The organism is Paenibacillus sp. LjRoot56 (assembly GCF_964253335.1).
In the GTDB taxonomy this organism is placed as follows: domain Bacteria; phylum Bacillota; class Bacilli; order Paenibacillales; family NBRC-103111; genus Paenibacillus_E; species Paenibacillus_E allorhizoplanae.
Genome location: NZ_CAXURV020000004.1, coordinates 413,656 through 425,499, shown reverse-complemented (window position 1 = coordinate 425,499; position 11,844 = coordinate 413,656). Strand labels below are relative to the sequence as shown.

Annotated in this window: 12 protein-coding genes and 1 riboswitch; of the genes, 8 read left to right on the top strand and 4 right to left on the bottom strand. The window is 42.8% G+C overall.

The annotated features are described in order from the left end of the window. Window positions 1–30: 30 nt before the first annotated feature. The gene (locus ACSQ8O_RS27650) at window positions 31–561 is read right to left on the bottom strand and encodes a DUF84 family protein (protein ID WP_436244305.1); all 531 of its coding nucleotides are present in this window, start codon (window positions 559–561) and stop codon (window positions 31–33) included. A 654-nt stretch (window positions 562–1,215) separates the two neighbouring features. Here ACSQ8O_RS27650 and ACSQ8O_RS27645 point away from each other — a divergent pair. Genes ACSQ8O_RS27645 through ACSQ8O_RS27635 form a run of 3 tightly spaced genes read left to right on the top strand, consistent with a single transcriptional unit; the run spans window position 1,216 to window position 2,976 of the window. Continuing rightward, on the top strand, window positions 1,216–1,740 hold the full coding sequence (locus tag ACSQ8O_RS27645; RefSeq protein ID WP_436244304.1) for a hypothetical protein: 525 nt from the start codon (window positions 1,216–1,218) through the stop codon (window positions 1,738–1,740). Then, a complete protein-coding gene (locus ACSQ8O_RS27640) occupies window positions 1,737–2,534 on the top strand; it encodes a hypothetical protein (RefSeq protein ID WP_436244303.1) in 798 nt (265 codons plus the stop codon). Before ACSQ8O_RS27645 ends, ACSQ8O_RS27640 begins: the two co-directional genes overlap by 4 nt. Continuing rightward, window positions 2,521–2,976: a hypothetical protein gene (locus ACSQ8O_RS27635; protein WP_436244302.1), complete on the top strand. Its 456-nt coding sequence runs from the start codon at window positions 2,521–2,523 to the stop codon at window positions 2,974–2,976. Before ACSQ8O_RS27640 ends, ACSQ8O_RS27635 begins: the two co-directional genes overlap by 14 nt. Window positions 2,977–3,092: 116 nt before the next feature. Here ACSQ8O_RS27635 and ACSQ8O_RS27630 read toward each other — a convergent pair whose 3' ends face one another. Further along, on the bottom strand, window positions 3,093–4,472 hold the full coding sequence (locus ACSQ8O_RS27630; RefSeq protein WP_436244301.1) for a hypothetical protein: 1,380 nt from the start codon (window positions 4,470–4,472) through the stop codon (window positions 3,093–3,095). 241 nt (window positions 4,473–4,713) lie between these two features. Next, window positions 4,714–4,848, top strand: a riboswitch (cyclic di-AMP (ydaO/yuaA leader). A 5-nt stretch (window positions 4,849–4,853) separates the two neighbouring features. Here ACSQ8O_RS27630 and ACSQ8O_RS27625 point away from each other — a divergent pair. From ACSQ8O_RS27625 to ACSQ8O_RS27610, 4 genes are all read left to right on the top strand, one after another. Then, entirely contained in the window at window positions 4,854–5,522 is a 669-nt protein-coding gene (locus ACSQ8O_RS27625) for a CAP domain-containing protein (protein WP_436244300.1), read from the top strand. A 537-nt stretch (window positions 5,523–6,059) separates the two neighbouring features. Then, entirely contained in the window at window positions 6,060–6,527 is a 468-nt protein-coding gene (locus ACSQ8O_RS27620; protein ID WP_436244299.1) for an SRPBCC family protein, read from the top strand. Window positions 6,528–6,568: 41 nt separating this feature from the next. Beyond that, window positions 6,569–7,015, top strand: a complete 447-nt coding sequence (locus tag ACSQ8O_RS27615; protein WP_436244298.1) for a group-specific protein — start codon at window positions 6,569–6,571, stop codon at window positions 7,013–7,015. A gap of 222 nt (window positions 7,016–7,237) precedes the next feature. Continuing rightward, on the top strand, window positions 7,238–7,669 hold the full coding sequence (locus ACSQ8O_RS27610) for a hypothetical protein (RefSeq protein WP_436244297.1): 432 nt from the start codon (window positions 7,238–7,240) through the stop codon (window positions 7,667–7,669). A 54-nt stretch (window positions 7,670–7,723) separates the two neighbouring features. Here the strand turns inward: ACSQ8O_RS27610 and ACSQ8O_RS27605 are convergent, their stop codons facing one another. Further along, on the bottom strand, window positions 7,724–8,533 hold the full coding sequence (locus tag ACSQ8O_RS27605) for a sugar phosphate isomerase/epimerase family protein (protein WP_436244296.1): 810 nt from the start codon (window positions 8,531–8,533) through the stop codon (window positions 7,724–7,726). Window positions 8,534–8,633: 100 nt separating this feature from the next. Then, on the bottom strand, window positions 8,634–9,533 hold the full coding sequence (locus tag ACSQ8O_RS27600) for a helix-turn-helix domain-containing protein (protein WP_436244295.1): 900 nt from the start codon (window positions 9,531–9,533) through the stop codon (window positions 8,634–8,636). 175 nt (window positions 9,534–9,708) lie between these two features. On the opposite strand from ACSQ8O_RS27600, the gene ACSQ8O_RS27595 reads away from it, so the two are divergent. Further along, entirely contained in the window at window positions 9,709–11,820 is a 2,112-nt protein-coding gene (locus ACSQ8O_RS27595) for a glycoside hydrolase family 52 protein (RefSeq protein WP_436244294.1), read from the top strand. Window positions 11,821–11,844: the final 24 nt, after the last annotated feature.

Sequence of the window (11,844 nt, the reverse complement as noted above, 5' to 3'; positions counted from 1 at the left end):
GGGCAGCCCTTTTTCACTTTTCGTCTATTTTTACTTATAAAACGTGGATTGAAAAGGTGTTAGCGCTGCTATGACCGCATCACGAAAAACATCACTTCGTGTAATTCGACCATTTGTAAATAAACCATAAGCACCTTCTTTGTGATTACTCCCAATCGTGCTGCTCAGTTCATCTATGATGTGACGCAACTCAGTGCCACCTTGTAATAGTTTCTCGCCAATTTCATGGGGGATGGGGAAATAAAGCCCTTTGCCGACATAGAGTCGATTCCCGTCCCAAGCTGCACACACGGAGAAGAGATACCACTGCATCGTATGGATGCTGTCATACATAAGGCCACCTTCGAGTCCAAGTCCAAAGTCGGCTTCAGGTACTGCAGCAAGCACATTTTTGGCCCTTGTGATCGCACCAATAATGGTTTCATCTTCCGTCATTGGCTGGTCAGAAACACCAGAAGGGACAGCGTTACAAATCGGTTCTATCCCCGTAGCCGCCACTACAGCAGCTCGTTTTGCTTGATTGTTCGTACCTAAAGCGAGTCTAACCTTATTGTCAAACATATGTCATCACTCCTAACTCTTAATACGGATCAACGAAAACAATAAGTTCTAGTATATCATGTTTTTATTTCTAATAAGATTAGTGGCAAGTTGTGCTTTTTCTGCTCAGTACTAAATGTGTGCGAAGTTGGGTATATTTGTAAAAAACGCGTATTGATGAAGGGGACAATGGTGCTGCAAGCATGGGAAATATTCTACTCATTACTTTTTATATCCTGACCATCATCACTTTTTTCGTTATAAAGCGAAAGTTGCAACTGTTCGAAACAATCTTTTGCTGGTTAATTGTACTTTTACTGCACGGTGTCTACTTTATGATTATCACCTTGAATTATCAGTTATTGATTCCTTCGCCTCGGTTGCCGGATATCATCTTAAGAATCGTATATCAACAAGTGATTACGCCGATTATTGTGATATGGGCCATGGAGCAGTTTATAAAAATACGTGGATTATTGTACAAGACTTTGTCCATCTGTATGTTCTCAATCTTTCATATGGTATTAAAATTTTGCATGCAAAACTTAGGAATTGTTCGGTACTCTGAACAGTGGAGAGTATCTTGGTCATGTTTGGAAAGCATCTTGCTCCTTATTTGTACAGGAGTTGCGCTACTATTGTATCGTTTGGTTATGCGAAAGGAAGGAATTCCATTTGAGTCATCTTGATGTATTATTGCAACGCAATACGTTATTTACACTCGTGTGTCTCGTGTTAAGTTATGGTTTCATGTGGGTTTTGCCAAGTAACATGCCTAAATCCGTTAGTATTATCATGATGCTTTTCAGTCTGAATACGGCCAAAAGTTTGGATACGATCATTGCCGTACCACCGTTTGACCTCTATAACACGAATATTTATCCGAATTTCGATCTTGCAGATACCCTAACATGGTGTTTATATCCTGTATTTGGTTATTTTTTTGCTTATTATTACACGCGGTTTCGTATTCGTGGGTTGATGATTCCTGTCTATATTTTATGTTGTTCATTAATAGGAACAGCCTATGAATCTTTAAATGTTTATTTTGATGTTTTTCAGTATCGACACTGGAAATTAAGTTACTCTTTTTGCGTCTATCTCATCGTACAGACACTGTGTGTTCTTGTATTTATACAGCTGAAAAAGCATTGGATTGATCAAAAATATCAATCGACAAGGAGAATCAATCGAACTTGAGTTCTTTACAAGGCCATCACCCACGAAGACAGCAAGCGTTATTAAGTATGGACGGTTTAAGCAGCCTGCGCTGGCAGGATCCAAAGTTAATAGCGTGGTGGTCGGCATCCTTTCCAGGATTCGGTCATTTCCTGCTCCATCAATTTATACGCGGATTTCTTTTATCAGCATGGGAAGTGGCTATCAATTCACTTGCTAGAATCAATGAGGCGATCTATTACTCCTTCAGTGGGAAATTCGAATTGGCTGCACAAGTTATTGAGCCAAGATGGGCATTCGCCTATGCCATCGTTTACTTGTTCGCGATATGGGATAGTTATATCAAAGCGATCGATGCGAATAAGCAATACCATCTGGCAAAGCTTGAAGGAGCAAGAATTACTTCCAATTTAATTAAACCTTGGACGATTACGAATATAAGCTTCAAGAGACCTGGAGCAGCTTTGGTCTGTTCTTTTGTTTTCCCTGGACTCGGCCAGCTATACAATAACCGACTTATATTAGGATTCTATGGGGTATTCTGGTGGTTTATTTATCTGACCATGTCACGATCACATGAAGCCACCCTTTATCTCATACTGGGTAAGTTATCCAAATCGACCGCACTGCTAGATCCACATTGGCTATTATTTATGCCGTCAGTCTTCGGGGGCGCTATGTATGACGCATTTATGACAGCGCAAGATCATAATCGACTTTTTCTTCTGGAGCAGAAGCAATACTTAGCAGAAAAGTATCCACATTTTCCATTACGTTTGTTTGAGAAGGAGGATGACCCGCATGCTGATCATTAGTACTTTTGAGCACTCGATTGAAGTGGAGGAAGCACTAGCTGTACTTGAACAGATGGGTCTACCTCGTAATGAAATCATGACCGTCATGATGGATAACTATATGGACATACCCGATCATAATTACAATTCAAATCCGAATAAGAAAACGCTGGCCTTTGAGGTTGGCATGGCAACATCTACGGCATTCTCTGTCATAGGGATTAGTTTCGGCTTCATTCTGTATTTGGGGCCTATTATTTGGGGAGTTATTTGCGCCATTTGCGGATTTAATATTGGGTATTGGCTCACACGCATCATACAAACTAAGCTACTTAAACATGTTATACGGAAAAAAGAGCGATTACCTGAGCTGGTAGTCATTATTCAATGCCATGAGGAACGATTAAAAGAGGTACAGCATGTGTTGTGGGAATATCAAGCGCTATCCGTAGGCAAATTTTAAAATAGAACATATACAAGCTTGAGTATTCAAGCTTATTTTTGCTGAATTGCACAAATCTGAAAGAGGCTAATGGATGGATATCCACTAGCCTCTTTCTTTTTACTAACACGTGTAGTTTATTTCATTTTAGCTAAGTCATAATCAAACCATGTTCGCATCTCACCAGTAGTTAGATTCTCAATTGTGTTGTTACGATGTTTAATGAAAATGTTTCTATTTTTATCCAAATAATAATCTCCAAAAACATAGTCGGATAAACGTTTTGTTTCTAATTTCGTATTCAGTGTGTACAGCCCAGCCGTGTCTTGCACAGCATAATCCTTATTCGAAATGCCATTAAGTACGATATAGAGGCTTCCATTGGTAGAGGCAGGATTGGATAATGAAAGGTTTGTAATACCTAATGCATGGACATCCAATTCATGAAGCCGTTCATTTACCATGTGAAGAGTTCCTTCTTGGTCTAGCAAGCCAACGCGGGCACTACCCGAAATAAAGCCATTTCGACTAGGTAATTTAGCAGAAGCAATCCACACAGTACCGTCTGGGTTCGGGATGACGCGGTCAAGCTTTTGATTGAAGTCTTCGAGTCGTATCACGTTCCCATTTTGAATAAGAAATGTATACGTCGTACCATAATTGGGACCAATGGCGGCAATCGGCAAGGTCAAATTAATGGATAAGATTACTCGTTGATCGCCAGCAGGAAAAGCGGTGTACGTATGGACAGGTGCTCCCCAGGCTGCCGATTCCCATACATCGGAGTCTGTGAGTGTGTGTACTTTTACATTACCATAGTACAAATCGCGATCTTTACGCACTAACTCTACCGGTTTACCAGCAAATGGATGTGGAGATGTAGAAAGGCTTTTGACGAATTGATCTTGTTCTTCATTGTTTTTCCATTCGATTTGATAATTGCTTTTATCCATCTTAAGCATGGATTTTGTACGGTCCGCGGAAAGCAGGGAGTAGAAATATAGCGAACGATCATCGTCACCTATAATGGAATAGATGGCATTTTGCCCGCCAACAAGCGATAGCCCTTCATCATCACTCCATTGGATGTCTATCTGAAGAAGATCATGGACAAATCGCCAAGTCAAAGGCATATAAGTCACATCCTGATACGTTAGAAAAGGGTACGGCTCTGTTTTATTATTGATTTCTACTTGATTTATCGTGATGGGTACATCGGAAACTTGGACTAAATAACTGTTTGCATGACTTTTGGTTGTTAGATCCTGTTCAAGTGGGGTTTGACGAATTGACGGTGGAAAGTTCCGATTTGACCAAATCTGCAATCCATCGGATTCACTCCAGTTGTACTCAATGCCGAGTGTTTGGAAATTGTTCCACGTCATGGGTAGGTAAGTAATGTCTTTATATACCAGAAACGGGTATTGGCTATGGGCAATGTCCATGTCTTGACCATTGATTTGAATTGGAAAATAGGGTAGAGATGCCTTCACAGATACGCTTGCTGAAGCTTGCATTGGAAGTAACGGTAACAACCCGCACATCAATCCGAGTATGACAATCGAGCATTTTATGGCAATTTTCTTCAAACCTATCACCCTTTTCTAAGTTAGTATTGCTACTAATTAGACGCAGGATGCTGGGAAAAGTTGTATGAATGGAGGAGGGAATATCCAGATCGTGTTGCTGATGGTAAATTTTGAGTCATGATCTCATTGATTTCCCATGTTACAATCGTTGAGATCCAAGCTGGATCCAAAACTTAGAAGGCCGAAGCTTTTTTGAAGCACGGGGGAACCAATCTTTGGGGTGAAGTCGCGGTATGCGCGGCCGGGTGATTACTCTTTGATCCGAATCCGACAGCTAACCTCGCAGGCCACAAAAAGGAGAGGTTTATAGTGAAACGTTACAAGAAGCTTATTGTTACAGGAGCATTAGGTTTGACTGTCTTGATGGGGGCGAACGCAGCATTTGCTGCAACAGGAACACACACGGTAGTAGGCAACGATACCATGTGGCTAATCTCTAAGAAATATGGCGTCAGCCTTACATCGCTGATTAATGCCAATCCACAGGTAGCCAATCCGAACGTGATTTGGTCGGGCATGAAGCTCAACATTCCTGGAAGCACAGGTACAACTGTTGTGACGAAACCACAGGTTACGCCAGCACCTACAGTTACACCGACACCAACGCAATCCACTTTTGCTAGTCAAGTGGTTACCTTAGTAAACCAGGAGAGAACGAAGGCTGGATTGAAGCCTTTGACCAGCAATAGCGCACTTACCGCGATGGCGCTGGATAAAGCGAAAGATATGTACAATAACGGATATTTCGATCATACATCGCCGACTTACGGGTCACCTTTTGATATGATGAGCTCCTACGGCATTCATTATTCCTACGCGGGTGAAAATATCGCTAAGGGTCAGCAATCCCCTGCAGCCGTCATGACAGCATGGATGAACAGTACCGGTCACCGTCAAAACATTCTAAGTCCGAACTTCACACAAATAGGTGTTTCTTATTATAATGGTGAGTGGGTTCAGGAATTTATAAGTAATTAAAAGGTAAATGTGAATCGTGGCAGTCTCCCTTGGGAGGCTGTTTTTTTTGCATGATGTCGAAGGAGATAGGTCGTGTGTGTCGAATTGGAAATCAATTAAACGATTGGAGTGTTAAGTAAGATTAGAGAAAACGAGGAACTCAGTGACTTGGTAAAGACAAAGGAGTAGTGTCGTAGTGACTAGAATAAAAAAAATGACATTTTGGATAGTTACTGTTTTCTTTTATATCTGTTTGTTTTTACTTTATTGGATTTTCCTCACTGCGGATACGGCTTTATATGTAGGTAAATTAGTTAGTCAGATGGGCATAGAGTCAACCCAATCATTCGTTATTTTCTATTTCATTGTCGGAACAATACTTACTATCGCATTCTGTTTTTTAAATGTTTGGGCATATCGCAAGAAACGAGTGTTTTTCTGGTTATTGTTTATTTTACACGCTTATTATTTATATAAATTATATAGTATCGTCGCAGATCCGAACCCAATTAGAATCATTTAAAAAACTTGAAATTAAGTTCCCAAGAGGTGCCCATCATGATTAAAATACTAACTGAAATTGAAATTGAAGCATCCATTGATGTTTGCTTTGATATGGCAACGAATATTGATATCCATACGCAGACTGTGTGGCCACACACCAAGGAACGAGCGATAGCTGGAACAACAACTGGCATGATTCGTGAAGGGGATACGGTTACTTTTGAGGCAAGACATTTTTTAATTAGGCAAAAGCATACGTCACTCATATCGAATTATGTGCGACCTTATCGTTTTGTTGATGAAATGTTGCAGGGTACTTTCAAAAGTATGAGGCACGAACACGAATTCATTGATTTAGGTGATAGAACCTTGATGAAAGATACGTTAAGTTTTGAGGCTCCGCTGGGGTGGGTCGGATGGATCGTTGAGCGGGTTGTATTGAGAAGATACATGATGCGATTTTTGAACTATCGGAATGAGCAGTTGAAGATGTTAGCTGAGAAATATGTAAAGGAGCAATAGAAGGAGGTAGGAGGAAGAAGCAACAAAAGGGGAAACAAAAGGTGCGAAAAACGGAGGAAAGCCAAATGAGATTCTACATTGCATCCAGTTTCAATAACATCGATAATGTTCGAAATGTCGCTCAGCAGTTGATGGCTATCGGATATATCCAAACATACGATTGGACGACGCATACAGGTATCGATTCACTTCAAGAGCTCGCGGAGATCGGTGCGAGAGAGAAAGAAGCTGTGTTGCATGCTGAGATATTCATTATCATGCTGCCTGCTGGGAAGGGAAGCCATGTCGAGTTAGGACTTGCATTAGGAGCTGGGAAGACTATTTGTATGTATTCTGCTAACGATGAGATGAACGATATTGACAAAACGAGTACGTTTTATCAACTGCCAGAGGTACATAAAATCATCGGAACACTTGACGATTTAGTTTCAACGATAAATAAAAGTTGCGATCGAACAAACATGGGGATACCTAATTTGAGTAGTTAGGGAACGTAGGTACACTATTTCTAAGTAAAATGCTAGTTTTGGCAGCTAACGGAACGTGAGTGCGCTATTTCTTCGTTTTCGTGGTTTTATGGTGGTATTCGAGTAAATAGCGTACTGACGTTCCCTTTGGATGCCATTATAGCTCGTTTTGCTGCAAATAGCGTCTCCTGGTTCCGTTACGATTAGAATGCTAGATTTAAATTGATTGAGAGGTTCAACCAAGTGATCAACAAAAGATTAAAACGAGTCATTCTTAGTTTTGCTATCTTCCTTATTGCTGTGATTGCGATTAAGCTAATTGTAGCATTCGGCGGAGACATGGTGGTAACTAGCCATAATGTATCGACTTTTACTAGTAAATCAAATGTGAATGGTAACGTTAAACTGACTATCGGGTCTTTGAAAGGTACGTATGCGGTTGAGAATTTTACGATTAAAACCGCTGAAAAAGTTAGTATCCCTTATGAATCAACGGTCGGATCCGGGACTGTTACCCTCCAAGTAGTGAATAAGAATCTGGTGCAATGGGAGAAGATTATCTCGCCAGCCAATAGTGGACTCATCGAGTTTGATGGAGAGAAGGGGAGCTACTCAGTTCAACTAGTGACAGAAGAAGCAAAGAAAATAAGTGTAAAGCTAAATTTAAATAAATAAATCAAAAAAAACGGAAGCCCATGACGCATCTTTCCATCATAAGCTTCCGTTTTTTCAATGAAACATCGCTTCAAATCGCTTCTTAAACGTCTGAAACATCCACAAATTTACTTCCCACAAGTCTGAAACAGGTTGCTGTGTAAAAGGCAACACCGGCATATACGGCGGCGGTCCGAATTCCGGCGTGAAGGTCATCGTATCCGCTCCGGTTTCGAATCGGTGCTGACAGATCGTCAGCCATAAGCCGAGGAAGGTTTCCACATGCGCGGCAAATTCTGGTGCCCGCGGGTCCGACACCTGCGGACCTTCCGGGTAGCCGACGCGCCCGTGAATGTGGATGGCGCGCGCTAAGCTCAGCTGAACGTCCGCATCCTCCGGACTCGGCATGCTTTCGCAGGCTGCGCACCAATGGCTGAAATCAGCGCCGACTGTAAGCTCCGGCAGCTGCTTCAACACGGCCGCCGTTTGCCACGGCGTGAAAAAAGCTCTCCCGCGATGCGTCTCATGCGCGGTCGGTATCCCGATCTCTTGCTCTACACGCAGCGCCGCTTCGAAGAACCGCAGCTGCTCATCGGCAGTCATCCGATCGGCTGCGCTGTGCGAATTGATCAGATCAGGACGCAGCTCAGCTGCGCGAAGCACCTGCTCACGGAAAGATTGAATGTGATTCGGACCCCGTGTCACCACTTGTGCTATGAACGACAAGTTCATGTCGTCCAAATCTTGTCGAAACTGACAATCATCCTTAGCGTCGGAAGGCGGCGTGTACTCGACTCCGTAATAACCGGCCTCTGCGATTTGCTGTAATTTCCCTTCCCACAACCCGTTCCATTCCCACAGGGATTTATAACCTCGTAATTTCATCGACCTTGCTCCTTATCCATAGTCCAAAGACATATCTACGAGTATAGGACAGGATAAGATAGTAAGACTTATGGTATTTTCAGAAATACCCAACGTATTTTCACCAAGAAAGATGTCTATAAGCGGTAGGGGATAAATTCGTCCATCGTTTGAATTGTTTGCTGAATTGCGACAAATCCTTGTATCCCAGTTGTTCGGCGATATACTCGATAGAATGCGAGGGGTCCATAAGCATGAGCTTGGCTTGACGCAGCTTAACTGTGCTTAAATAATGACGTGGCGAGACGCCATAAGCTTTGTGAAAAACCCGATTACAATGTGCGGGGCTATAGCCGAGCTGCTTGGCAATGTGCGTTATTCGGAACGGTTCCTGCCCTTTTAGTAGCGTAGATGCTTGATGCTCAATTAATGCGGCTAGCTTCGCAGCTAAGCCCGAATCGCCTGTTTGCTGATTAGAAACGACAGCCTCATCGAGTAACACCTCGCTTAACGCGGTGAAAATACGAAATGAAGCATGCATCGTTTGCAGCTTTAGACTCAGCCCACTAGCGGTGTTTTCTCTGGCTATTTGGGCGAGATCCATAAGTATGGGGCGGAGTAAACTCTCCATTTTGCTCCCAGTCGGGTGGACGATTTGCCCAATTTGGCTTAATTGCTGACGAAACCAAGGATCAGTTACCTCTAAATGTACACACACGTACTCCATCATATTGCCATCGACTGCACCCAAGCTTGCATGCACTTCATTCGGAAGTATCCAAACCAAATCGCCGTGCTGTTGTACAAAATGCTTGTCGCCAACACGCATGCGTTGAGAGCCTTCTACGACAAGATTCAGCTCAAACATCGGATGTTGATGCTCAGGGAATGACCACTGCGCGTTAACCTTGCGAAGATGCGCGGCAAAAATTCGGAAAGATGCCTGCACATCAGGCAGCATGCCGCCATGAACGACATTATCGAGACCAGCGGGTAAGGATTCTTGTTTAAAGACTTTCATCTATATTGACTCCTTTGGAAAAGGTTTTTAAGTACGGGATACGATAACTATCTCACTTAAATAGGATGGAATCAAATGTTTCTTTTGTCCAAATGAAGGATTGTATTGCCCATGGGTTAAGGATTTCGATCATTGTATAATAAGGGCAAATGACTGAGAGGAGCATCATCCTGATATGAAGAATCAATTTTTCAACGCACACCATTCGCCAATCGGCGCATTTGCAAGCTTTACTCTTGGATTTCCAGGCAAAAGCGGAGGCTTCGATCTCGAACAAGCACGTCCGCCAAAGCAAAATATATATATTGGGCTCGAAACGATCCAAGGCGGCACTTATGACGCACTGCCTTTCTTCGAGTATGTAAGTGAGGACGAAAGTCTTCGATATGATATCGAGAATCCGGATCCAAAACCGAAAAAGAAGAAAACCGTTTTCCCTTTTGCACAGGAAGAGATTCAACGAGACTTCAAAGTCAGCACAGATACGTGGAAAGCTGGCGATTTGGAATTCAGTCTTATTTCTCCTACGCAGTCTGTACCAGATCCGACAACAGCAAGTGATGAGGAGTTACGTTTAGCGCTTGTCCCAGCTGTTCTTGCTAAGATTACTGTGGATAATACCAAAGGTACGGCATCTAGACGAGTATTCTTCGGGTATCAAGGAACAGATCCATACAGCGCAATGCGCAGGTTGGATGATACGATGGAAGGCGCCGCGGGAATAGGTCAAGGCCGAATTACGGCGATTGTTTCCAAAGATCCTGAAGTACGTTCAGGTCTCTACTTTAGTATCGAAGATATTTTGAAAATGAAAATTGTTGAAAACTTGACCTTCGGTCTCGGTACTGTTGGCGCTTTATTCGCTGATACGCCTGCTGGTGAGAAACGTACCTATGAATTCGCAATTTGTTTCCATCGCGGAGGCATTGTTACTGCGGGTCGTGACGCCTCCTACACCTACACACGTTTATTTCAAAATATTGAAGCCGTTGCTGATTACGCATTAGGTAATTTCGATAAGCTAACAGCATTAGCCCAAAGCGCAGACGCTAACATCGAAAATTCACGTTTGTCAGCTGATCAGAAGTTTATGCTTGCCCATGCAATCCGCAGCTATAACGGAAATACACAGCTTCTGGATATGGATGATGAGCCATTCTGGATCGTTAATGAAGGCGAATATCGGATGATGAACACGTTCGATTTGACAGTTGATCAGTTATTTTATGAGCTGGCTGTGAATCCATGGACGGTTCGCAATGAGCTGGATATGTTCGTGAAACGGTATAGTTATGAAGACATGGTTAGTTTCCCAGGTGATCCGACGGAATACCCGGGTGGCATCTCGTTTACGCATGATATGGGCGTAGCGAATACACTTTCTCGCCCAGGGTACTCCGCTTATGAGCTATATGGTTTGGATGACTGTTTTTCCCATATGACACATGAGCAGTTGGTGAATTGGACACTATGTGGAGCTACTTATGTGGCTCATACCGATGATCAAACATGGCTGCAAGCAAATCTCACAATTTTCGAAAAATGTTTAACGAGTATGCTCCATCGCGATCATCCGAATCCAGAATTGCGCAATGGCATTATGTCTTTGGACAGCACGCGTACTATGGGTGGAGCAGAAATCACGACGTATGACAGTTTAGATGTCTCGCTGGGACAATCGCGTAACAATATTTATATGGCAGGCAAATGTTGGGCAGCTTACGTGGCGATGGAAACTATTTTTGCTCAAAATGGTAGAGAAGATCTAGCTCTGATCGCAAGTGAGCAGGCTCTAAAATGTGCACAAACAGTAACGTCATTCGTTACTGAAGAAGGTTATATACCAGCTGTAGTCGGTGAAGGCAATGATTCCAAAATCATTCCAGCGATCGAAGGCTTAGTTTTTCCTTACTTCACAGGCAATAAGTCTGCATTAGATGTGAATGGTCGTTACGGCTTTTATATCGAAGCTTTGAAAAAGCATCTGGACGTTGTACTTGTTGAAGGTACCTGCCTATTCACGGATGGTGGTTGGAAGCTTTCCTCGACGAGTAATAACTCCTGGTTAAGCAAAATCTACTTGTGCCAATTCGTCGCACGTGAAATCTTGGATCTAGCTTGGGAGGAAACGGGAGCAGCAGCGGATGCGGCCCATGTTGCTTGGTTGACGCACCCAACCTTGTCTATTTGGAGCTGGAGTGATCAAATCATTTCCGGTGAGATTACAGGTAGCAAGTACTACCCGCGCGGTGTTACAAGCATTTTATGGCTGCAAGAAACGAAATAATGACATACGAGCAACTGAAGCTAC

Bases quoted from the DNA above. Each gene is read 5' to 3' on its own strand.
- ACSQ8O_RS27600 (WP_436244295.1), bottom strand. From the start codon at position 9,533: ATGAAAGTCTTTAAACAAGAATCCTTACCCGCTGGTCTCGATAATGTC.
- ACSQ8O_RS27635 (WP_436244302.1), top strand. From the start codon at position 2,521: ATGCTGATCATTAGTACTTTTGAGCACTCGATTGAAGTGGAGGAAGCA.
- ACSQ8O_RS27630 (WP_436244301.1), bottom strand. From the start codon at position 4,472: ATGCAAGCTTCAGCAAGCGTATCTGTGAAGGCATCTCTACCCTATTTT.
- ACSQ8O_RS27595 (WP_436244294.1), top strand. From the start codon at position 9,709: ATGAAGAATCAATTTTTCAACGCACACCATTCGCCAATCGGCGCATTT.
- ACSQ8O_RS27620 (WP_436244299.1), top strand. From the start codon at position 6,060: ATGATTAAAATACTAACTGAAATTGAAATTGAAGCATCCATTGATGTT.
- ACSQ8O_RS27605 (WP_436244296.1), bottom strand. From the start codon at position 8,533: ATGAAATTACGAGGTTATAAATCCCTGTGGGAATGGAACGGGTTGTGG.
- ACSQ8O_RS27650 (WP_436244305.1), bottom strand. From the start codon at position 561: ATGTTTGACAATAAGGTTAGACTCGCTTTAGGTACGAACAATCAAGCA.